The organism is Streptomyces sp. NPDC044921, from assembly GCF_056432865.1.
In genome coordinates this window covers 441989-464360 of record NZ_JBWKIF010000003.1, presented here as the reverse complement: position 1 = coordinate 464360, position 22372 = coordinate 441989, and the positions used below count along the sequence as shown (strand labels likewise).

The 22372-nt window shown below is 72.8% G+C and carries 13 protein-coding genes; 2 read left to right on the top strand and 11 right to left on the bottom strand.

The genetic code is table 11. The features are described from left to right. Positions 1-19: 19 nt before the first annotated feature. The 7 genes from AC07DA_RS07195 to AC07DA_RS07165 form a co-directional block, all read right to left on the bottom strand. Positions 20-736 (bottom strand): glycoside hydrolase family 12 protein, encoded by a 717-nt coding sequence (locus tag AC07DA_RS07195; RefSeq protein WP_479125355.1) that lies wholly within the window; start codon positions 734-736, stop codon positions 20-22. A 37-nt stretch (positions 737-773) separates the two neighbouring features. Beyond that, a complete protein-coding gene (locus AC07DA_RS07190; RefSeq protein ID WP_479125353.1) occupies positions 774-2969 on the bottom strand; it encodes a glycosyl hydrolase family 95 catalytic domain-containing protein in 2196 nt (731 codons plus the stop codon). Then, the gene (locus tag AC07DA_RS07185; protein WP_479125351.1) at positions 2966-4933 is read right to left on the bottom strand and encodes a beta-galactosidase; all 1968 of its coding nucleotides are present in this window, start codon (positions 4931-4933) and stop codon (positions 2966-2968) included. Before AC07DA_RS07185 ends, AC07DA_RS07190 begins: the two co-directional genes overlap by 4 nt. Beyond that, the gene (locus AC07DA_RS07180; RefSeq protein ID WP_479125349.1) at positions 4933-7131 is read right to left on the bottom strand and encodes a 1,4-beta-glucanase; all 2199 of its coding nucleotides are present in this window, start codon (positions 7129-7131) and stop codon (positions 4933-4935) included. The genes AC07DA_RS07185 and AC07DA_RS07180 overlap by 1 nt, the downstream gene beginning before the upstream one ends. A 120-nt stretch (positions 7132-7251) precedes the next feature. Further along, positions 7252-8187 carry a carbohydrate ABC transporter permease gene (locus AC07DA_RS07175; protein ID WP_479125347.1) on the bottom strand — a complete coding sequence of 312 codons (936 nt, stop codon included), beginning with the start codon at positions 8185-8187 and terminating at the stop codon, positions 7252-7254. Then, positions 8184-9218 carry an ABC transporter permease gene (locus AC07DA_RS07170; protein ID WP_479125345.1) on the bottom strand — a complete coding sequence of 345 codons (1035 nt, stop codon included), beginning with the start codon at positions 9216-9218 and terminating at the stop codon, positions 8184-8186. Before AC07DA_RS07170 ends, AC07DA_RS07175 begins: the two co-directional genes overlap by 4 nt. 27 nt (positions 9219-9245) lie before the next feature. After that, positions 9246-10937: an extracellular solute-binding protein gene (locus AC07DA_RS07165; protein WP_479125344.1), complete on the bottom strand. Its 1692-nt coding sequence runs from the start codon at positions 10935-10937 to the stop codon at positions 9246-9248. A gap of 325 nt (positions 10938-11262) precedes the next feature. On the opposite strand from AC07DA_RS07165, the gene AC07DA_RS07160 reads away from it, so the two are divergent. Then, on the top strand, positions 11263-14100 hold the full coding sequence (locus tag AC07DA_RS07160) for a glycoside hydrolase family 3 C-terminal domain-containing protein (RefSeq protein ID WP_479125342.1): 2838 nt from the start codon (positions 11263-11265) through the stop codon (positions 14098-14100). A gap of 103 nt (positions 14101-14203) precedes the next feature. Here AC07DA_RS07160 and AC07DA_RS07155 read toward each other — a convergent pair whose 3' ends face one another. From AC07DA_RS07155 to AC07DA_RS07145, 3 genes are all read right to left on the bottom strand, one after another. Continuing rightward, on the bottom strand, positions 14204-15649 hold the full coding sequence (locus AC07DA_RS07155) for an aldehyde dehydrogenase family protein (RefSeq protein ID WP_479125340.1): 1446 nt from the start codon (positions 15647-15649) through the stop codon (positions 14204-14206). Positions 15650-15771: 122 nt separating this feature from the next. Further along, on the bottom strand, positions 15772-17445 hold the full coding sequence (locus tag AC07DA_RS07150) for a PucR family transcriptional regulator (protein ID WP_479125339.1): 1674 nt from the start codon (positions 17443-17445) through the stop codon (positions 15772-15774). Between the two features lie 133 nt (positions 17446-17578). Continuing rightward, positions 17579-19711 carry an ATP-binding protein gene (locus AC07DA_RS07145; RefSeq protein WP_479125337.1) on the bottom strand — a complete coding sequence of 711 codons (2133 nt, stop codon included), beginning with the start codon at positions 19709-19711 and terminating at the stop codon, positions 17579-17581. A 254-nt stretch (positions 19712-19965) separates the two neighbouring features. Here AC07DA_RS07145 and gabT point away from each other — a divergent pair, with 254 nt between their 5' ends. Next, the gene (gabT, locus tag AC07DA_RS07140) at positions 19966-21300 is read left to right on the top strand and encodes a 4-aminobutyrate--2-oxoglutarate transaminase (RefSeq protein WP_479125335.1); all 1335 of its coding nucleotides are present in this window, start codon (positions 19966-19968) and stop codon (positions 21298-21300) included. 411 nt (positions 21301-21711) lie between these two features. On the opposite strand, the gene AC07DA_RS07135 is transcribed toward gabT, so the two are convergent. Next, complete coding sequence (locus AC07DA_RS07135) at positions 21712-22314, bottom strand: DinB family protein (protein WP_479125333.1); 603 nt, start codon at positions 22312-22314, stop codon at positions 21712-21714. Positions 22315-22372: the final 58 nt, after the last annotated feature.

Sequence of the window (22372 nt, the reverse complement as noted above, 5' to 3'; positions counted from 1 at the left end):
TCGGCCCCGGCCCCGCGGGTCAGCCGCCGCTGACCGTCAGGTTGTTGGTGGTGAAGTTCAGGCCGCCGGACGAGGAGGTGATCTCGTAGCCGAACTGCACGTCACCTATGGTCTCGTTGCCCATCCACTTCTTGGTGTCCTTGATCCACTTCAGGATCGGCAGGATGTTCACGCTGCCGGAGTTGGAGTCGGACGTGCGCAGGAACGAGAAGACCTCGTTGGCCCCGTTGTTGCCCTTGTAGACGTTCCAGGTGTGGCCGCCGAGGGTGACGCTGCCCTGGGAGGTGCCGAGCGGTCCGACGGCACCGTTGTAGTTGACCCAGAGCATGATCTCGTAGTCGTAGTCGGTGTCCCAGATGTCGTACGACGTGTTGTACGCGCCGGACGACGGCACCGTGACGTTGTAGCTGCTGGTGAGCGAGGACAGGGCGGTGATCGACTTGTTGATCACCTTCTTGGAGTTGGGGTAGGACTTGATGCCGCCGGTGTTGGGGTGGTTGGCCCAGACGCCCCAGTTGGTGCCGGAGTTGGCCCAGACGCATTGGCTGCCGGCGCCGGAGCCCCAGATGTTGTTGTAGAGGGTGTAGCCGTTCAGGCTCGTGTTGCCCCACTGGTCGCAGGAGTTCCACACGGCGGCGGAGGCGGGGGCGGAGGCGAGGCCGACCGTGGCGCCGAGCGCGAGGGCCGGCGCCAGCAGGGCCTTGGTGAGCCTGCTCAGGGTGTGTGTTGGTGCCATGGTGTCCCTTCCATGGGTGGGGGGAACTGCGGGGGGATCACCGCGCTCTCACGGTGAGGACGCGGTCCTCTCCGGCGACGAGGTCGAGGGGCTCGCCGCCGGAGGAAGTCCTGAGTTCGACACGGGTGCTGCGGCTCGGCCGGAGCACGGCGGTGGCGCTGCCGTCCCGGCTCCAGGTGAGGTCCAGTCCGGCACCGAACCGGGTGCGCACACCGCGCAGCGCGCCGCCGGGGAGGTCCGGCGGGAGCGCGGGGAGCAGTACCAGCCGGTCGGGGGTGGACTGCACGAGCATCTCGATCAGCACGGCGGGCAGGGTGTGCGCGGCGTCGGCGTTGTAGACGTCACGGCCCGGGTAGTGGGCGCTCATCAGGGAGGCGTGGAAGAAGTCGCCGTCCAGGACCCGGCCGAGGGCGTCGGCGACGCGGGCGCCGTCGCGGAGCCGGGCGGCGACCAGGGCGTGGTGCAGGTGGCCGTGCGCGGAGTCGTTCTCGGCGCCGCGCAGTTCCAGGGCGCGGTGGGCGGCTGCCGCGAGGCCGGGGGTGTCGTAGGGGGTGATCTCGTCCAGCGGCCAGACCCCGTAGAGGTGGCTGAGGTGACGGTGGTCGTAGGAGTCCGCCAGGCCCGGCCAGGCCCATTCGGCCAGCGCCCCGTCCTCGTTCACGCGGTGCGGCGGGAGCCGGTCGGCGAGGGCGCGCCAGCGCTCCGCGTCCGGGGTGCCCGGGTGGTAGGCGGCGGCGGTGCGCAGGGCGTGGCGGGCCGCGGAGAGGTCCATGGCCGCGTTGATCGTGCCCCAGCTCGCGTTGGCGGGGCGGTTCTCGGGTGAGTAGGACGGGACGACGACGAGGTGGCCTTCCTCGTCGGTGCGGGTGAGGAAGTCCTCGTAGAAGAGGGCGACTTCGGCGAGGGCGGCGGCGGTGCGCGGGTCGCGGGCGCCCCGGGTCTCGTCGTGGTCGACGAGCGGCTTGAGCAGCCAGTCGGCGCCGGCGGTCCACAGGTGCAGCGGGTACTCGCGGTCGAAGTGGTAGGAGTGGCCGGACTCGCCGTCGGTGTGGGCGGGGGCGACGGCTCCCCGGGTGCCGAAGACCGCGCCGGCGTTGTCGCGCCAGTCGGGCAGGTGGCGGTGGACCAGGCGGGCGTGGGCCTCGGTGACCTCGGGGAGGGCGGCGGCCGCGGCCGAGGCGGTCTGCAGGTTGAGGTTGGCGTCCTGGGTGAAGGCGCCCGACCAGGCGGTGTTCCAGTCGCCGGTCCACAGACCGGTCAGGCGGGGCGGGAACAGGCCGCTGGCGCTCAGCAGGTGGTAGCGGCCGGCGGCGAAGAGGCGTTCCAGCAGGGCGGTGCTGCGCGGCCGCTTGAGCAGCTCGGAGCCCGGCAGGGCGCGTTCGGCGGGGTCGGCGCGCAGGTCGAGCGTGACGCGCTGGTAGGCGGTGCGGTGCAGGGCGACGTGGCGGTCGAGGAGTTCGCCGTGGTCGGCGGGCAGGTCGCGCAGGGCACGGCCCTCGGCGACCACGTCGAGTTCGTCGGTGTGCCGGAACACCCGGGTGAGGATCAGCACGCAGCGGGCGCCCTCGATGCGCACGCCCGGGGGCACCAGGGTCGTGGTTCCGCCGGTGACGGTGATCCGGCTGACGCCGGTGCAGGCCAGGTCGCTGTCCGGGTAGCGGGCGCGCAGGCTGAGCAGGGCGCCCTCGGGGGTGAGGACGGCTCCGTGGCCGACGCCCAGTCCGGCGGGGGCGCCGGGCAGCCGGTGGTCCAGGTCGATGCCGAGGGTCAGGTCGGGACCGGTGACGTGCTGGACGATCACGTCGTCCGCCCGGGAGACGAACACCCGCCCGGTCCAGCCGTCGCAGGTCGCGCTCACCACGCCGGTGGTGAAGTCGACGTCCCGGCGGTAGCCGGGGCGGTCGCCGGCCGGCCGGTTCAGCCGGACCTGGAACGCGGGGTGGAACGGCTGCACCCATTGCAGCGGGCGTCCGTCCGTGAAGCTCTCGGCGGCGGCGGTGTCGCCCGCCAGGAGGCGGTCCTGCACGGCGGCGAGGGCGGCGGCGAGCCGCGGCGGCCGGGGATCCCGGCCGTTGGGCCGCACCAGGGTGTGATGCGTGACGACGACCCGCTCGGCGTTCGGGTCGCCGAACACAAGAGCACCGTGGTGGCCGTTGCCGCTGAGGAAGGCGTCCTCCCAGCGGCCGGCCGGCCGTGGCTCCCAGGTGCCGTGGACGGGGGCGGAGTCGGTCATGGCCTCAGCACCGCCGCCCCGTAGCGGCCGAGCGTGACACGGCCGGTCACGTCGGTGCCGGTCAGCAGGTCACGGTGGGTTCCGGGCACCTCCACGGTGACCGGTTCGCGGCTGTGGTTGAGCACGAACAGCACCTCTCCCCGGCGCACGGCTTCCACCTGCCCGGGCAGTCCGTCGAGCACCGGCCGGATGCCCGCGCCCTCTGCGACCCGGGCCAGCAGGTCGCGCAGCGCCCCGGGCTCCGGGAGCGTGGAAAGGTACCAGGCCCGGCCCTTGCGCAGGACGGCGGGCAGTCCGTCGAGTTCACCGCCCTGGTAGGGCACGGTCTCGTCGGCGGTGCCGTCGCCTTCCAGCTCCTCGGACCACAGGGTGCCGTGGAAGCCCTGGCAGGCGACGGTCTCCCCCTCGTCCAGCGGCCACCACTCGTGCAGCGTGCGGATGCCGAACAGCTCCCGCAGCCGGGCGTCCATGCCGCCGGGGCGGACCCGGTCGTCCTCGTCGGCGACGCCGGTGTGGAACCCGCACACCAGGGTGCCGCCCCGGCGCACGTAGGCGAGGAGGTTGCCGATCGAGGTGTCGGTGAGCGCGTACAGCTGCGGCACGACGACCATCGCGTACGGCGTCAGGTCGTGCCCGGGATGGGCGAAGTCGGTGGCCAGGTGCGCCTGCCACAGGGCCCGGTGCCAGGCGCGCAGCACGTCCGGGTACTCCACCCGGCTCGACAGGCGGCCGTCGTGGGCCCCGGCCCACCAGGCGTCCCAGTCGTGCAGGACGGCGATGGGCGCGGTGACGGGCCGGCCGGTCACCTCGGGGGCGATCCGCGCGAGGTCGGCGCCGAGCCGCTTGACCTCCTGGTAGGTCCGGCCGTCCTCCCCCGCGTGGCTGACCATGCCGGAGTGGAACTTCTCGGCGCCCTGCCGGGACTGCCGCCACTGGAAGTAGCAGACGGCGTCGGCGCCCCGGGCCACGGCCTGCAGGGACCACAGCCGGTTCAGGCCCCGGGGCTTGGGGTGGTTCACGCCCCGCCAGTTGACCGGCCCGGCCGCCTGCTCCATGAGCATCCAGGGCCCGCGTGCCTGGGAGCGGGTCAGGTCCTGGACGAGGGCGCCGCTCTGCGCGCCGAGCGGGTCGCGCGGGTCGGGGTAGAGGTCGACGGAGACGACGTCCTCCTCCGCGGCCCAGCGCCAGCCGTCCTGCCCGGACCACAGCGGCATGAAGTTGGTGGTGACCGGGATGTGCGGGGTGTGGCGGCGGACGATGTCCCGCTCGGCGGTGAAGCACTCCAGGAGCATGTCGGAGGTGAACCGCCGGAAGTCCAGGACCTGGCCGGGGTTGCGCAGGTAGTGCGGCTGGCGGGGCGGCAGGATGCCGTCCCAGGTGTCGTAGCCCTGGCTCCAGAAGGCGGTGCCCCAGGCCTCGTTGAGGGCGTCCAGCGTGCGGTACTTCTCACGCAGCCAGCGCCGGAAGGCAGCCGCGGCCTCGTCGCCGTAGTCGTAGGTGCAGTACTCGTTGTTGATGTGCCACATGGTCAGGGCCGGGTGGCCCGCGTAGCGGGCGGCCAGGTCCTCGGTGATGGCGGCGGCGTAGCGCCGGTAGGTGGCGCTGGAGTGCGAGAAGTGCTGCCGTCCGCCCCACCACTCGGTGCGGCCGTCCTCGGTGACGGGCAGGGTGTCGGGGTGCAGCCGGCCCATCCAGGGCGGGGGCGAGGCCGTGGGGGTGGCGAGCACGACGCCGACGCCGTGGTCGTGCATCAGGTCCATCAGGGTGTCCAACGGGCCGAACTCCCGTGCGCCGGGCTCCGGTTCCAGCGTCGACCAGGAGAACACCCCGAGGGTGACGGAGTTGACGCCGGCGGCCTTCATCAGCCGGACGTCCTCGTGCCAGGTCTCCCGCGGCCACTGCTCCGGGTTGTAGTCGCCGCCGAAGAGCAACCGGCCCCTGGTCGCGTCACCGAGGTCGGGCATCAGGCGGGCTCCCCGTACTGGACGCCGCGCCCGTTGGTGGCGACGTAGACCCGGCCGTACACCCGCGGGTCGCCGGTGATGGCGGCGCCGATCCAGCCCCACTGGTGCCGGTCGTCGTTGACGCGGACCCAGGTGCTCGCCTCGTCGTCCGAGCGGTACACGGCCGTGACGCTCTCGGTGGCGCCCACCATGTAGAGCGCCGGGTAGGAGGCGCCCTCGGCGGCCTTGCCGAAGCCGAGGGTGTACGACGCCCAGCAGCTGGTGACCTTGCGGAAGCTCGCGCCCCCGTCGGTGGAGCGGTACAGCCCGTTCCACTTCAGGCTGAGCCAGAGGTCGCCGGAGCGGCCCGGGGCTGCGACGAGCTGGAACTCGCTGTCGCCGGAGCTCAGGCCGTCGGCCCGGGCGGTGAAGGTGCGGCCGCCGTCGGTGCTGGCGAACAGCGTGCCGGTGGTGATGTCGAAGGCGTAGAAGCGCCGCGGGTCGGCGGGGCCGGCGACCGGGGCGGCGCCCCGGGGGAAGGAGGCCACCTCGGACCAGGTGGCGCCGTTGTCCGCCGAGCGGAAGCCGGGGTTGTCCGCGCCGAAGGACCACAGCAGCACGCTGCCGTCGGCGTTGGCGGCGATCGGCCCGGGCGCGCTCCTGGCCGGGGCGGGCTGGGACGCGAACGGGGCCCAGGTTTTGCCCCCGTCGGTCGACCAGGCCCCGTTGCCGTGGTCGCCCCAGCCCGCCCGGACCACGTACGACGGCTTGGCCGCGGCCAGCGACAGGCCGGTCGACGTGCCGAACACCGGGTTCGACGCCATGCCGCGCGAGGGCGACGCCGTCAGGCGCTCGTGGTACATGACGCCGATATCCCCGGACCCGCTGAGCAGGTGCGCCTCGCCGGCCGGGGGCGAGAGGAGCTGGCGGACGGAGGCCTCCTCCAGGCCGCGGATCTGCGGGGCCCAGTGCGTGAGGTCGCGGGTGCCGTACAGGGTGGCGCCGGTGCCGTAGACGACGTGTTTCGAGTCGTACGGGTCGAGGGCGAGGGCCTGGATCCACCAGCCGAACTTGGGCTTGTCGCCGCCCCACTTGAGGTACGGCGTCTCGGAGACGTCGAGGACGGCCGTGTCCTTCAGGGAGGTCCAGGTGCGGCCGCCGTCGGTGGAGCGGAACACGGTGTCGATCTCGGTCCAGCGGTTGTTGGTGGAGACGACGAGCGTGCCGGGGCGGCGGGCGTCGACGGCGACCCCGCCGTAGCCGAAGGAGTCGGTCCCGCCGTCGCTCGTGGTGCCGCCGGGTTTCACGGGCGTGACCTCGGTCCACTTGCCGTTGGTGGTGCGCAGCTTGTGCACGCTGCCGTCGGACTGGCCGTTGGGGCCCGGGCCGTCGGCGTAGGTGACGTACAGCTCGCGCGTGTGCCGGTCGTACGCGGCGCGGACCGGCACCTTGGCGGCCTTGCCCGCGGGCTGCCCGGGGACGGCCTCCCAGGTGGTGCCGTCGGCGGTGCGGTACAGGTTCGCGGTGGTGCCGTCGGAGTCGCCCCATCCGGCGTAGACGGTGCGGCCGGCCGCGACCAGGAGCGTGATGCCCTGCCCGGTGGCGCTCGGGGCGGCCGGGAAGCTCACCGGCTGCCAGGTGGCCCCCCGGTCGGCCGACCTGAGCAGCCCGTCGTGCCGGGTCCCGAGCCACAGCGTGTCGCTGTCGCGCGGGTCGACGAGCAGCCGCTCACCGCACCCGCGTCCGTCCTCGTTGGCCCCGAGCTTCACGGAGAGGTCGGTGCGCCGCCAGGTCGCTCCGCGGTCGTCGGAGCGCAGCACGGCCCCGTTGCCGGCCCACGGCTGGGTGTACGTGCCGAGGGCCAGGTACAGCCGGTTGGGACGGGCCGGGTCGACGGCCATGGCCTCCACGCCCAGCAGGTTCCAGTCGTCCCAGCCGATGTGGTCGACGAGCGGCACCCACCGGCCGGTCCGGTCCTCCCAGCGGTAGGCACCGCCGATGTCGGTACGGGCGTAGGCGAGACCGCGGACGGCGGGGTGGAACAGCACGCCCGTGATGAATCCGGTGCCGCCCTGGACGACGTTGCGCCAGCGGTAGGCACCGCCTGCGGCGGGGACGGCGGCGTGCGCGCGCCCGGGCAGGGTCGGGACGGTGGTGAGCGCGGCGGCGGCCGCGGTCCCGGCCAGGACGGCTCTTCTGCTGGGGCGGGACGCGTGCATGACATACCTCGTCTTCGTGAAGGGGGAGGGGGGACGCAACCTGGGGGCGCGGGGAACCGCGCGAGCGGCCGCGGCGAGGCCGCGCACGGGAGGCGAGGGACAGCCCCGCGGCGCGAGCCGTCAGCCCTTGACCGCGCCGGTGAGCATGCCCTTCTTGAAGTGCCGCTGGACGAAGGGCGACAGCACGGCGACCGGCAGCAGGGCCATCACCATGACCGCCATCTGCACCGCGAGCCCCGACAACTGGCCCGTCTTGATGGCCTGTCCGAGACCGACCGGCGCTTCCTGCTTCTGCACGAGCTGGATCATCACGTTCTGCAACGGCATCATGTCCTGGTCGTTCAGGTAGAGCGACGCGTTGAACCAGGCGCTCCAGTACCCGACGGCGTAGAACAGCGTGATCACCGCGAGGACGGCCCGTGACAGCGGCATCACGATCTGCCAGAGGATGCGGAAGTCCCCGGCGCCGTCGATGCGCGCGCTGTCGACGAGTTCCTGCGAGATCCCCATGAAGAAGCCGCGCAGCACGAGGATGTTGAAGACGCTCACCGCGCTCGGCAGGATCAGCGCGAGATAGCTGTCGGTCAGGCCCAGGGACTGCACGAGCAGGTAGGTGGGGATGAGGCCGGCGCTGAAGAACATGGTCGCCAGCAGCGTCATCAGGATCCAGCGGTGGCCGAGGGACCCGCTGCGGGAGAGGCCGTAGGCGCACAGGACGGACACCGCCATGGAGAACAGCGTGCCGACCAGGGTGACGAGGACGCTGATGACCGCGGCGCGGGTGACCTGGCCGCCGCTGAGCAGTTCCCGGTACGCGATGAAGGTGATGCCCTTGGGCACCAGCACCAGGCCGCCCGCCTCGTCGATGGTCCTGCGCGAGGAGAGGCTGGTGACGATGACGATCCACAGCGGGAAGAGGATGGCCAGGCAGGCGAACGACAGGGCGATGCCCTTGCCCGCGAGGCCGGCCCTGGAGGGCGCCTCCTCCCACGCGGGGCGGGGCGGGGCGGCCCACGGGCGCGGCTTGTCCACCGGTTTCCCGACGACGGCGGTCACTTCTTGTACACCCCCTGCTCGCCCATGAGATGGGCCACCTTGTTCGCGGCGAGGACCAGGCCGATGCTGACCACGCCCTTGATCAGACCGGCGGCGGCCGCGTAGCTGAAGTCCTGGTTGCGCACGCCGTTCCACCACACGAAGGTGTCGAGGACCTCTCCCGCTCCGGGTCCGACGGCGTCGCGTTGCAGCAGGATCTGCTCGAACCCGACGGTCAGGGCGTCGCCGACGCGCAGCACCAGCAGCAGCGCGATCACCGGGCGCAGGGCGGGCAGCGTGACGTGCCACATGCGGCGCCAGCGTCCGGCCCCGTCCATCGCGGCCGCCTCGTAGTGGTCCTGGGACACCGAGGCCAGGGCGGCGAGGAAGACGATGATCCCCCACCCCGCGTCCTTCCACACGCTCTGCGCGGTGAGCAGGAAGGCGAAGGTGTCCGGGTTGGTCATGATGTCGATGCCGTCGTACCCGTTCTGCCGCAGCAGCTGGGAGAGCATCCCCGCACCGCCGAACATCTGCTGGAAGACGGCGATGACCAGCACCCACGAGAAGAAGTGCGGCAGGTAGAGCACCGCCTGCGCGACGGCCCGCACCCGGGGCCGGACCACGCTGTTGATGAGCAGCGCGAGCAGGATCGGGATCGGGAAGAACAGCACGAGCTGGACGAAGAACAGCACCAGCGTGTTCTCGACGGCGTTCCAGAAGGCCGAGTCCGCGAAGATCCGCTGGAAGTTCTCCAGGCCCACGAACGGGCTGTTCAGGATGGAGACGACGCCGTTGTCGCTGATGTAGGGGTCGTAGTCCTGGAAGGCGACGACGTTGCCGAGGATGGGCAGGTAGTTGAAGACCAGCACCAGCAGGACGGCCGGCAGCGTCATCAGGACCAGGACGCGGTCGCGCCGGAACCTGTGCCGGAGGCTCAGCTTGCCCGCAGGTGGCTTCTCCCGGGAACCGGTCGCCTCCGGTGACGCCACCGGTTTCTTCCCGGACGTTCCGGCCTCGGTGCTGCTCCGAGGCACCGTGCTGTGGGACACGGCTGTTCTCCTTGCCTCAGAGCCGGGTCAGCTCGCCGCCGGGCCGTTCTCGTCGAGAAGCTTCTGGTACCAGTCGCGCAGCTTGTCGCCGCCCTTGCTCTTCCAGTCGGAGACGAACTGCTGCATGTCGCCGATCTTCTTCCGGCCGCGGACGATGTCGTCCTCGAGCTGCTCGACGTCGTTGGTGAGGTTGGTGTAGCGGGCGGGCTCGGTGATCTGCATGCCCCAGAAGGAGGACTTCCTGGCGAACGCGCCCATCCGCTGCTGCCACTCGACCTGGCCCTTGGCGACCTCGGGGAAGTCGGGGTGCGCGAGGGTCGCGGCGGGGCTCGCGACCATGACGTAGGCGTTCATCACCTCGATGTTGCCCTTGTCGGTCTTGACGGGGACGCCGTCCTTGACGGTGTAGTGGGTGCCTTCGACGCCGTAGTTGGTCATCATGTACTCCTTGGTGCCGTACGGCGCCGCGGTGACGTTGGCGACGGCCAGCACGTCGCGGATGACCGACTCGGAGGCCTTCTTGTTGACGAAGGCGAAGATGCCGGCGGGCTGGTCGGCCCACAGCACGGGGTCGCCGCCGTCATGGCCCCAGACGTCCATGCCCCAGATCTTGAACTCCGGGTTCTGAGTGGCCTGTTCGGCGGTGCGGCCCCACCACTGGGAGATGTTGTTGGGGTAGATCAGGAACTCGCCCGCCGCGAACTTCGGGCCCGGGTCGGGGGCGTTCTTGCCCATCTTGGAGTCGGGGTGGACGACCCCGGCGGCGAAGAGCTTGCGGGACCACTCCAGCGCCTCGAGGAACTCCTCGGTCTCGATGCGGTTGACGAGCTTGCCGTCGACGAGGTGCCAGCCGAGGGGCTTCTCGCTGCCGGAGAGCACACCGAAGGCCTGGAACGCGGTCCACTTCATGTCCAGGCAGGCCCACCGCCTGGCCCTGGCGTTGGTGATGTCCTTGGCCAGCTCCATGAACTCGTCGCAGGACTTCGGGACTTGATAGCCCTCCTTCTCGAAGATGTCCTGCCGGTACAGGGGCACCATGGAGGGGGCGGACGGCGCCGGCATGGGCAGGCCGCGCAGCTTGCCGCCGAAGATGGAGCGCCGCCACGCGTCGGTCGGGATCGCCGCGAGGTTCGGGTACTTCTTGACCTCGTCCCCGGACAGGTAGGGGCCGAGGTCGGCGAACTTGCTGATGATGGCGCTGGGTATCTTGCCGCCCATGTTCCACCCGGGGACGACCACCACGTCCGGGACGTCGCTGGAGGCGAGGACCGCGCCGAGCTTCTGGTCGTAGGTGTTGCCGTCCTGGTTCTGCCAGACGACGTCGACGCCGATCAGGTCGTTCATCGCCGTGTAGTAGGCGTTGTTCTGCTTCGGCGGCGAGCCCCAGAACGGCGACATGACGGTGACCTTGCCGCCCTTGCCGAGCTTCTCGGCGACCGAGGTCTTCAGGGTGGAGAGGTCCAGCTTGCGGGTGAAGCCGATGGCCGAGCCGTTCCTGGACGGGATGTCCGGCTTCACCACGTTGCTGGCCACGTAGGCGGGCAGGATCTTCTCGGCGTCCTTGCCCGACGTGGTGCCCTCCCGCGAGCCGCTGTCCGACCCGCCGCACGCGGAGAGCAGCGGCACCCCACCGGCCACCGCTGCGGTGGCGACCGCCGTGGAGGCGAGGAAACTTCTCCGGCTCGGTCCCGAGGAGGCGGAGGCGGCGTTCGGCGTCATTGCGTCAACCCTTCATGGCACACCAGGACACCCGGCGGAGGCCGTCGGCTGCGGTGTCTCGAGTGGAACTGGCTGAGCTGAAGCGCACCGTCGACCCGGGGCATCACCGGTTCCGCAGTCGAAGCGCTTCGATGTTGCTGCGAGGTTAAGTGAACGCCCCAGGGTGCACAAGGGTCGTCCCCAAACTTCCTCCTGACCTTGATAAGGGACCTTTCCTCATGCACGACTTGAAGGATGACGTCGGTCTCTTGACACCCGGCCCGTCGTCGAATGAGCATCGAAGCGCTTCGAAAGCGCCTCGCCGATTCAGCGCAAGGGATCCCACGTGACCGCACACACGCCACCCACCGCACCGTTCCGCGATCCGCGGCTGCCCTTCGCCGAACGCGTCGACGACCTGCTGGGGCGGCTCACCCTCGACGAAAAGATCTCCTTCCTGCACCAGTTCGCGCCCGCCGTCGAACGGCTCGGCATCGCCGCGTTCCGCACCGGCCAGGAGGCGCTGCACGGCGTCGCCTGGATGGGACCCGCGACGGTGTTCCCGCAGGCCGTCGGGCTCGGCGCGACCTGGAACCCCGACCTGGTACGGCGGGTCGGTGACGCCGTGTCCCGGGAGGTCCGCGCGATGCGCGCCAAGGACGACCGGGTCGGCCTCAACGTGTGGGCCCCGACGGTCAACCTGCTGCGCAACCCCCTGTGGGGCCGCAACGAGGAGGGCTACTCGGAGGACCCGAAGCTGACCTCGGCGATCGCCACCGCCTACACGCACGGCCTGCGCGGCGACCACCCGGTGTACTGGCGCACCGCGCCCGTGCTGAAGCACTGGCTCGCCCACAACAACGAGACGGACCGCTCCACGACGTCGAGCTCGGTGCGCCCGCGGGTGCTGCACGAGTACGACCTGCGCGCCTTCCGCGACACCGTCGAGGCGGGCGCGGTGGCCGGCGTCATGCCGGCGTACAACCTGGTCAACGGCCGCCCCAACCACGTCTCCCCGTACCTGCGCGAGCACCTGCGCACCTGGACCGGCCAGGAGCTGCTCGTCTGCTCGGACGCGGGCGCGCCGAGCAACCTGGTCGACTCCGAGCACTACTTCGACACGCACGAGGAGGCGACGGCCGCCGCGCTCGTCGCGGGCGTCGACAGCTTCACCGACCACGGCACGGACTCCTCGCAGATGACCGGGCGGCTGCGCGGCGCCCTGGAGCGCGGCCTGCTGACGGAGGCGGATCTCGACACGGCCGTCCGGCGCCAGCTCTCGGTCCGCTTCCGGCTCGGCGAGTTCGACCCGCAGGACGACCCGCACCCGGCGACGGCCGCGTTCGACACCCCCGGGCACCGCGCCCTCGCGCGGGAGGCCGCCGAGCAGGCGATCGTGCTGCTGAAGAACGACGGGCTGCTGCCGCTGGCCGCCGGCACCCGGGTGGCCGTGGTGGGGCTGCTCGCCGACGAGTGCAAGCTCGACTGGTACAGCGGCACCCTCATCCACCGTTCGACCCCGCTGGAGGGCCTGTACGAGCGGTTCGGGGCGGAGCGGGTGGAGTTCGCCGAGGGCGTGGACCGGGTCCGGCTGCGGACGGCCGCGGGCGCTTTCCTGCACGTGCCGGTGGCGCAGGACGCGGCCGACGAGGTGCGCGGCGCGGAGGGCGCGCTCGACCCGGCGCTGCTCGCGGGCCGCACCGACCTGCCCCCGCTCACCACCGACGCGGCCGGCACCGAACTGGCCCTGGTCGACTGGGGCGGGGGCGTACTGACCCTGCGGGCGCCCGACGGCCGCTACCTCTCGGTCGCCGAGGACGGGTACGTACGCGCCGCCGCCGACCAGCCGGGCGGCTGGGTCGTGCAGGAGACGTTCAGCCTGGAACCGCACGGGGACGGGCACCTCCTCAGACACCTGGGAACGGGTCGCCACGTCTGTGTCTCCGCCGACGGCGTGAAGGTTGCCGACGAGGATGCCGAGGTCTTCGGGCTGGTCGTCGCCGAGCGCGGCGAGGAGGCGGTGGCGCGTGCCGCCGCGCGGGCGGACGTCGTCGTGGTGGTCGCGGGCAACGACCCGCACCTGGGCGGCCGCGAGACCGAGGACCGTACGACGCTGCGCCTGCCGGACCACCAGGAGCGGCTGCTGCGGGCGGCCCGGGCGGCGAACCCGGCCACCGTGCTGGCCCTGGTCTCCGCCTACCCCTACGCCGTCGACCCGGCGGACCTGCCGGCCGTGCTGTGGACCGCGCACGGCGGCCAGGCGGCCGGCACCGCCCTGGCCCGGGTCCTGGCCGGCGACGTCTCCCCGGCCGGCCGCCTGCCGCAGACCTGGTACGCCTCCGACGCCGACCTGCCCGGCCTGCTCGACTACGACGTGATCGGCAGCCGCCAGACCTACCTCTACTTCGAGGGCACGCCCCTGTTCCCCTTCGGCCACGGCCTGTCCTACGCCTCGTTCGCCTACGACGGCCTGACGGCCCGGGTCGAGGACGGGTCGGTGCGCGTCTCCTTCTCCGTCACCAACACCGGAGAGGTCACCGCCGACGAGGTCGCCCAGCTCTACGCCCGGGCCCTCGACCCCGCCGTCCCCCGCCCGCGCCGCGAGCTGCTGGACCACCGGCGGATCACGCTCGCCCCGGGCGCGACGGCTCGGCTGCACTTCGACGTCGCGCTGTCCGCCTTCGCGTTCTGGGACGCGGCCCACGACCGGTGGCGGGTGGAGCCGGGCGCCCACGAGCTGCTGGCGGGGGCGTCCAGCGAGGACGTCCGGCTGCGGACGGTGCTCACGCTCGACGGCGACCCGGCCCCGCCGCGCGCGGTCCTCACGGACGGCCTGGCCGCGGCCTCCTTCGACGAGCAGCGCGGCATCGAGATCGTCGACCGCACCAAGGTGTCCGGCGACGCGGTGACGCCGGCGGACCCCGCCGGGGGCGAACTGGTCTACCGTTCTTGCGACTTCGGGCGTGGCGTCTTCGGGGTGACGGTGGAGGTGGCCGGCTCCGGCACGGTCGAGCTGTCCCTGGACGGCGGCCCGGTGCTCGCGGTGCTGTCCACCCCCGCGCCCACCGCGGGCCCGTACGACTACGTCCGGCTGAGCGCGTCCGTCGCCGCCGCCGGTGTCCACGACGTGCACCTCGGGCTGCGCGGCCCGCTGCGGCTCGCGCACGCCGGCTTCTCCGGTTGAGGGTCCGGAACAGGCCGGCACCAAGAAGGGGCCCGGCACCGGAAGGCATCGGTGCCGGGCCCCTTCGCAGACTATATGAAAACGGTTCTCATGAGCCAGAGGGTCAGAGGGCGATGCCGGTGAGGACCATCACGCGCTCGTAGGTGTAGTCCTCCATGGCGAACCGCACGCCCTCACGGCCCACGCCGGACTGCTTGACGCCGCCGTACGGCATCTGGTCGGCACGGTAGGACGGGACGTCGCCGATGACCACGCCGCCGACCTCCAGGGCCCGGTGGGCGCGGAAGGCGGTCTGCAGGTCGTGCGTGAACACGCCCGCCTGGAGGCCGTACTTGGAGTCGTTGACGGCGGCGAAGGCCGCGGCCTCGCCGTCCACCTTCTGCACGGTGAGGACCGGTCCGAAGACCTCCTCGCAGGAGATCGTCACGTCGGCCGGGACCTCGGCCAGGACGGTCGGCGCGTAGGAGGCGCCGTCGCGCTCGCCGCCGGTGAGCAGCCGGGCACCGGCGTCCACGGCCTCCTGCACCCACTTCTCGACCCGCTGGGCGGCCTCCTCGCTGACCAGCGGGCCGACGTCGGTGGCGTCGTCGCTCGGGTCGCCCGTCACCTGGGCCTCCACGGCGGCGACGATGCGCGGCAGCAGCCGGTCGTACACCGAGGCGTCGGCGATGACGCGCTGGACGGAGATGCAGGACTGACCGCCCTGGTAGTTGGAGAAGGTGGCGATGCGGTTCGCCGCCCAGTCCAGGTCCTCGTCGCTCGCCCAGTCGGCGAGGACGACGGCCGCGCCGTTGCCGCCCAGCTCCAGGGTGCAGTGCTTGCGGGGCACCGAGTCCATGATCGCGTAGCCGACCTTCTCGGAGCCGGTGAAGGAGATGACGGGCAGGCGCTCGTCCTGCACCAGGGCGGGCATCTTGTCGTTGGCGACCGGCAGGATGCTCCACGAGCCCTCGGGCAGCTCGGTCTCGGCCAGCAGCTCGCCGATGATCAGGCCGGACAGCGGGGTGGCCGGGGCCGGCTTGAGGATGATCGGGGCGCCGGCGGCGATGGCCGGGGCGACCTTGTGGGCGCAGAGGTTCAGCGGGAAGTTGAAGGGCGCGATGCCGAGCACGACGCCCTTCGGGAAGCGGCGCGTGAGGGCGAGCCGGCCCTGCCCGCCGAGGTCGGTGTCGAGACGCTGGGCCTCGCCGCCGTTGAACCGCCGGGCCTCCTCGGCCGCGAACCGGAACACCGACACGGCACGGCCGACCTCGCCGCGCGCCCACTTCATGGGCTTGCCGTTCTCGGCCGAGATCAGCCGCGCGATCTCCTCGGTGCGCTCGGCGAGGCGCTTGCTGACGTGGTCCAGGGCGGCGGCGCGCACGTGCGCCGGGGTGGCGGCGAACGCGTCGCGCACGGCGTACGCGGCGGCCACGGCCTCCTCGACCTGCGCGTCCGTCGGCACGCTCACCTTGCCCACGAGCCGCCCGTCCCACGGGGAGGTGACGTCGAAGGTGTCCTCGCCGGTGGCCTGGCGGCCGGCGAGCCAGAAGGCGTGGGTGGAGGTCATGTTCGTTCCGGCCCTTCGGCGTTGGGGGTGATCCAGAGGTACGGGACCAACCGTAGGGGCGCCGTGGCCGAAGGGCGCTTGTCCGGGGCGTAGCAGTGGCGGCCGGGGACACTACGGTTTGGCTAGTCGCTGCTGGTCGTCTTCAGGGCCAGCCAGAGCTCCATGCGCACGTCCGGGTCGTCCAGGGAGCGGCCGAGGATCTCCTCGACGCGGCGCATCCGGTAGCGCAGGGTGTGGCGGTGCACGCCCAGGTCGGCCGCCGCCGCGTCCCACTGGCCGTGCCGGGACAGCCAGGCGCGCAGGGAGGCGACCAGGTCGCCGCGGCCCGTGGCGTCGTGCTCGTACAGCGGACGCAGCATGCCGTCGGCGAACGCCCGCACGGCGTCGTCCGCGAGCAGCGGCAGTACGGATCCGGCCGCCATCTGCTCGTGCTCCACCAGGACGCGCCCGCGCCGGCGGGCCACCGACAGGGCCTGCTCGGCCTGCTTGTACGCGGCCGACGCGGCGATGGGCCCGGCCGGTGCCGACAGGCCCACGACCAGCTCGTCCTCCTCGCCCCCGGGCACCTTCTCGCGCACCCCGGTCCGGGCGGTCTCCAGGGCCGCCGCGTACGCCGCGCAGGCCGCCGCCGCGGCACCGCCGTCCGCGGCCAGCACCACCAGCCGCTCCCCCTCCGGAACGACCAGCACGGCCTCCCCGGCCCGGGCCGCCGCGGACTCCACGACGTCGCCGAGCGCCGCGAGGGGGTCGCCTCCGGTGTCCGCGGCGGCGAGCGCGGCGGCGGAGGGCCGGTCGGGGGCCGGAGCGCCCGTCCGCGCCTCCGCACGGGCCAGTGCCGTCGCGGCCGACACCGGCACGCGCTCGGCGACCAGCATCCGGAACGGCGCGTCCAGCAGCCCGCCGTACAGGTCCCCGGCGACCGCCCGCGCGTGGTCCGGCTCCCCGGCCAGCAGCATGCGCAGCACCGCCGCGCCGATCCGCTGCTCGGCCGCCTGGAGGGACCGGGAGCGTTCCGTGGTCAGGGTCAGCAGGGCGACGGCCGAGTGGACGGCGTACCGCTCGGCGGTGCCCAGGGCGGCGGCCGTGCCGACGGCGAGCGCCGCGCGGGGCCGCCGGCCGGTCCCCACGGTGTGCAGTTCGACCCGGTCCTCGTTCTCCGGCCCGCCGGCCACCGACGAGGCCGGCGCCGGGCGGTCCCGCAGCCGCTGCACGTCGCCGGTGAGCCGCGCGGCCCGGCGGCCTGCCCACTCGGGCGCCGCGGCGACGACCGCGCCCGAGGCGTCGTACAGCGCCGCCCACCCGTCGACCTGCGCGGCCAGCGCCGCCAGCAGCCCCTCCGGCCCGCCGGTCTGCGCCTGCCGGGTCAGTTCGCGCTGGGCGGCGAACCCGGCGGTGACGGCCTTGTACTGGTCGGCGGCGATCGCGGCCGACACGGCCTTGCTGATGGCGAGGAAGGGCGTCCGGCGGGGCACCTCCAGCAGCGGCAGGCCCTCCTCCTCGGCCGCGTCGACGAGTGCCTTGGGGATCTCCTCGTAATTCACGCCGACGGCGAAGCCGAGTCCGACCACACCGGCTTCGGACAGCCGCCGCACGTAGCGGCGCATCGCCTCCGGGTCCTCGGCGTCCAGCTTGAGCGCGGTGATCAGCAGCAGCTCCCCGCCCTCCATGTAGGGCACGGGGTCGGCGAGCTCGCTGACGTGCGCCCAGCGGACCGGCACGTCGAGGCGGTCCCCGCCCGCCCGCACGGTCAGCTTCAGCGCGGAGTGGTGGACGAGCGAGGCGAGCGTCGGGGGCATGAGGCCTTCAGGTCTGCGTCAGGGCTGTGGGGGCATTGTGCTCTTTTGGCCGCCGCGTATGAACGACCTGTGACGATTCTGCCTCACCGTACGATCCCCGCGTACCGCGCCCGTGCGCGGCGGGCGGCGGATCTCAGCCCCGGAGGTTCACCAGCAGGGGCGGCGCGTGCTCGCCCTGCACCGTGGTCAGCGACAGCACCGCGTGCCCGGCCGGCACCCCGTGGGCCAGCTCGGAGGCCGACCAGCGCTCGCGCTCGACCTGCCGGACGGTCACCGCCCGGGCGGTCGGCGCCTTGCCGGTGATCACCCGCCGGACCGCGTGCAGCGCCTTGCCGGCCGGGGTCTCGGCGATGATCTGCCGGTCGGTGACGTCACGGGCCTCGGTCCACTCCTTGCCCCACACCTCGGCGAAGTCCTGGCCGTCCCAGGGCGTGAGCCCCGCCAGCGCCATCCGGCAGCCGGTGGCGCCGAGCAGCGGCCCGCGCAGGGGCCGGGCCACGTCGTCCAGCGTCCGCAGGGTCAGCACGACACCGGCGTTCCCGGACCGCAGCCGCTGGATGCTCCGCACGGCCTCGGGCGTCACCACCCCGGTCGCGTCGTCCAGCACCAGACAGGCGAACAGCGACCGGTCCTCGCGTACGGCGACACTGGCCGTGAACTGGGCGAGCACCAGCCGCGCGAGCATCCGGGAGGCGTCGGCGTGCCCGCGCTCGGGCAGGTCGATGCGGACGCGCACGGGGTGGTCGAGGGCCTTCAGCGTGAAGGGCCGCGACTGGCCGGAGGTGTCGAAGAAACCGGCGAAGGCCGGCCGGTCGAGCAGCGCGACCCGGTCGGCGAGCACCCCGCCGACGTCCCCGGGCTGCCCCATCTGCCGCTCCCGGGCGTCGAGCTCGCGCAGCAGCGACTCCTGCCCGGACTCCTGCAGCCCCTGCCGCAGCGCGGCGAACGGCCCCGGCGCCCCGTCCAGGAGCTGCCGCAGCTCCGGTACGGAGGGGAAACGCCCGTGGACGGCGCGGAACGGCCCGAGCAGCTGCGCGAGCACGGTGGTGGAGCGCCGGCTGTCGCTGCCGGGGTGGGGATCGGCGAGGTCCCCGACCAGCCCCTCGGCGAGGACGGCCGCGGCCTCGTCCGGGTCGCTGGTGCCGCCGTACAGGTCGAGGTCGTACTCGGACTCCTGGTTCCCGATGCGCACGACGACGTCGTACGCGTCGGCGGGCCCGAGCCCCGCCCCGGCCCCGCCGACCACCACGACGGCGGCCCGCCCGGCCAGGGCGTGCAGACACAACGACTCGGCGAGCGGCCGCACGACGGTCCCGGTCTTCCCGGAACCGGCGGGACCGACGGCGAGCAGGGAGGTACCGAGCAACTCGGGCCCCAGGGCGAGTCCGGTGCCGCGGTAGGCGTACGGGTTGCGTGGGTCGTCCACGGTGGCGCCCAGCCGCACTTGTCCGGTGAGCAGGTCGTGTCTGGCCACCCGGGTGGGCAGATCGCGCTCTCCGGAGGGGTGCAGGCAGGCGGCGGCACCGTCCTTCAGCACCGCGCCGCTGAAGGTGGAGAGGCTGTGCCGTCCGGTGCGCACCCCCTGCCAGGCCCGCATGATCCGTGCGTGGTCGACGTCCCGCATGAGTCCCGATCGGGCGTCGGCGGCGAGCCTCTCGGCCGCGTCCGCGGCACCGGCGGCGCGGAGCTCGTTCCATTGAGCCAGGTCCTCGTGGGCTGACGGGTGGGCCGTCTGGACCTCGGGTCGGCGGAGTCGCTCGGTGACGAACCGGCGCCAGACCTCGCCCCAGCGGCCGAGCCGGGCCACGCCGACCATGATCGCCAGGGCGACGAGAAGCTCGTACCCCCGGTACACCATGAACGTGCCGGTCTCCCCGAGGTCGCTGTCGGCGCCGCGCCAGGCGTCGGGGACGATCAGGTCGAACGGCACCCACCACCAGTTGCCGAGGTAGCCGTTCTGCAGCAGCGACCAGACCAGCCACCCCACCAGGAAGGCGATCACCGCCCCGCTGAGCAGCTGCCGGGTGGGGATGACGTCGAGTTCCTCCGCGGGACGCGGCCGGTGGCCGAACCGCCACACGCCCGGCGCCGCCTCGGGCCGGGGCGCGCGCAGCCAGGCGAGGAAGGCCGACCCGTCCGGGAGCGGCGGTGTCGCCGGCGGCCGGAGCGGCCGGGGAGGCATCGATAGCCCCTCCGGCGGCCCCCCCGGACGCGGCACCGGGTTCGCATGTGTGCCCCGGGCCTCCTGCGTCCCGTCGCTGTCCATCGCCCTTGCCCCCTGACCAGCCGCTCCGTCCACCATCAGCGAGTCAATCTAACGCCCTCCCCTGGGGAGTTCACCGCTTACGCGCCCGCGTCGTGGGCACCGGTGGCCGAGAGTGCCATGTCCACCCCGGACAAGCCGCAGCGCCGACAACGCCCACATGGAGCATGCCCACCCCCCTCCCCCCGCCCTAGCCTGCGGGAAAAGAAGTCAGAGTGTCTGTACAGGCCCGTCCGCACCACCCCCAGGAGCCCCGCATGAGCGCACTGCCGCAGGAGCGTCGTGTCGTCACCGCCATTCCCGGCCCGAAGTCGCAGGAGCTGCAGGCCCGCCGCACCGCCGCGGTCGCGCAGGGCGTGGGTTCCGTGCTGCCGGTTTTCACCGCGCGCGCGGGCGGCGGGATCATCGAGGACGTCGACGGCAACCGGCTGATCGACTTCGGCTCCGGCATCGCCGTGACGTCCGTCGGCGCCTCCGCCGAGGCCGTCGTACGGCGGGCGTCGGCGCAGCTCGCCGACTTCACCCACACCTGTTTCATGGTCACGCCGTACGAGGGCTACGTCGAGGTCGCCGAGGCGCTCGCCGAGCTCACCCCGGGTGACCACGCCAAGAAGAGCGCGCTGTTCAACTCCGGCGCCGAGGCCGTCGAGAACGCCGTGAAGATCGCCCGTGCGTACACCAAGCGGCAGGCCGTCGTCGTGTTCGACCACGGCTACCACGGCCGCACCAACCTGACGATGGCGCTCACCGCGAAGAACATGCCGTACAAGCACGGCTTCGGGCCGTTCGCGCCCGAGGTGTACCGGGTCCCCGTGGCCTACGGCTACCGCTGGCCGACCGGGCCCGGGAACGCCGGTCCCGAGGCCGCCGCCCAGGCGGTCGACCAGATCAGCAAGCAGGTCGGCGCCGAGAACGTCGCCGCGATCATCATCGAGCCGGTGCTCGGCGAGGGCGGCTTCATCGAGCCGGCCAAGGGCTTCCTGCCGGCGATCCGCAAGTTCGCCGAGGACAACGGCATCGTCTTCGTCGCCGACGAGATCCAGTCCGGCTTCTGCCGCACGGGCCAGTGGTTCGCCTGCGAGGACGAGGGGATCGTCCCGGACCTGATCACGACCGCCAAGGGCATCGCCGGCGGACTGCCGCTCGCGGCGGTGACCGGGCGCGCCGAGATCATGGACGCCGCCCACGCGGGCGGCCTGGGCGGCACGTACGGCGGCAACCCCGTGGCCTGCGCGGGCGCGCTCGGCGCGATCGAGACGATGAAGGAGCTCGACCTCAACGCCAGGGCCAAGAGCATCGAGGCCGTGATGAAGGCGCGTCTTTCGGCCATGCAGGAGAAGTTCGACATCATCGGCGACGTGCGCGGCCGGGGCGCGATGATCGCCATCGAGCTGGTCAAGGACCGCGCCACGAAGGAGCCGAACCCGGAGGCGACCGCCGCGCTCGCCAAGGCCTGCCACCAGGAGGGCCTGCTGGTCCTGACCTGTGGCACCTACGGCAACGTCCTCCGCTTCCTGCCGCCCCTGGTGATCGGCGAGGACCTGCTCAACGAGGGCCTCGACATCATCGAGCAGGGCTTCGCCCGCGTCTGAACCCCCGCGGCGCGCATCTGAGCCGCCGTCGGGGCAGGTGAGCCGCCCCGGTTCCGCTTCCGGGGCGGCGAGCGGCAGAGCGTGTGAAGAAGGTGTGCGAGGTGGATGACATGGCGCCGTACGGCCTGTCCTCCGCCCTGCCCCTGTCGTAGGTTCTACCCAGATGAGAGATACACCCCGCCCACAGGGGACTGTGGACGGCATCAGGCCGGGGCCTCCCCAGCTTCGACCTGGTCGTGCCCTCGCGCACACAACCGGAGCCCGAGGCTCTGGATCTCCTCACCGATCGGACGGTCGCCCGCCCCAAACCCCCCGGGGCGCGCGACGTTCCGGTCCGGACGGCCGCCCCGGAACCACCCCCCCCTGTTCCGGGGCGGCCGAACCTCCTTCTCGCCCCCCTCTTCCTTGCGCTCAGTCGGCCGACGCCTCCCGCGCGGCCCGTTCCAGCCTGGCCCGGTGCCTCTGCCACCACGTCTGGTCGCCTTCCGGCGCGTTGTCCGCGGCCGGCGTCAGGCCGGTGCTCCCGTCGATGAGCTCGCGCACGATGTCCGCGTGTCCGGCGTGCCGCTGCGTGTCGGCGATCACCCGCACCAGCACGTGGTGCAGCGTCACCTCCCGCCGCTCCTCGGGCCACCACGGCACGTGCCCGGTCGCGTCCAGGGCGAGCGCCTCCACCGTCCGGTCCGAGTGCCGCCACGCCTGCCGGTAGAGGCCCACGATCCGCTCGCGCGACTCGTCCGGCGTGGCCCACATGTCCGCGTGGGGTTCGGCGTCCCGCGTGTACCACCAGGGCGGCGGCGGTTCCGCGTCGAAGTACGGCCGTCCGAACGTGTCCCCGAGGTACCCCAGCTCCACCCCCGCGACGTGCTTGACCAGCCCGAGCAGGTTGGTCCCGGTCGGGGTGAGCGGGCGGCGGGCGTCGTACTCGGAGAGCCCTTCGAGCTTCCAGAGCAGCGCGTCCCGGGCGTCCTGCAGGTAGCGGAGCAGGTCCGCCTTCGGGTTCGGTGCGGTCATGCCGGGCAGTGTCGCACCCGGCACTGACAGGGCCCGCTCGCGGACGTCCGCGCTCGTG

What these genes read in the sequence shown, in the direction of transcription:
- AC07DA_RS07190 (WP_479125353.1), bottom strand. Translation starts at nt 2,969, where the DNA reads ATGACCGACTCCGCCCCCGTCCACGGCACCTGGGAGCCACGGCCGGCC.
- gabT (WP_479125335.1), top strand. Translation starts at nt 19,966, where the DNA reads ATGAGCGCACTGCCGCAGGAGCGTCGTGTCGTCACCGCCATTCCCGGC.
- AC07DA_RS07150 (WP_479125339.1), bottom strand. Translation starts at nt 17,445, where the DNA reads ATGCCCCCGACGCTCGCCTCGCTCGTCCACCACTCCGCGCTGAAGCTG.
- AC07DA_RS07195 (WP_479125355.1), bottom strand. Translation starts at nt 736, where the DNA reads ATGGCACCAACACACACCCTGAGCAGGCTCACCAAGGCCCTGCTGGCG.
- AC07DA_RS07185 (WP_479125351.1), bottom strand. Translation starts at nt 4,933, where the DNA reads ATGCCCGACCTCGGTGACGCGACCAGGGGCCGGTTGCTCTTCGGCGGC.
- AC07DA_RS07135 (WP_479125333.1), bottom strand. Translation starts at nt 22,314, where the DNA reads ATGACCGCACCGAACCCGAAGGCGGACCTGCTCCGCTACCTGCAGGAC.
- AC07DA_RS07155 (WP_479125340.1), bottom strand. Translation starts at nt 15,649, where the DNA reads ATGACCTCCACCCACGCCTTCTGGCTCGCCGGCCGCCAGGCCACCGGC.
- AC07DA_RS07145 (WP_479125337.1), bottom strand. Translation starts at nt 19,711, where the DNA reads ATGGACAGCGACGGGACGCAGGAGGCCCGGGGCACACATGCGAACCCG.
- AC07DA_RS07180 (WP_479125349.1), bottom strand. Translation starts at nt 7,131, where the DNA reads ATGCACGCGTCCCGCCCCAGCAGAAGAGCCGTCCTGGCCGGGACCGCG.
- AC07DA_RS07165 (WP_479125344.1), bottom strand. Translation starts at nt 10,937, where the DNA reads ATGACGCCGAACGCCGCCTCCGCCTCCTCGGGACCGAGCCGGAGAAGT.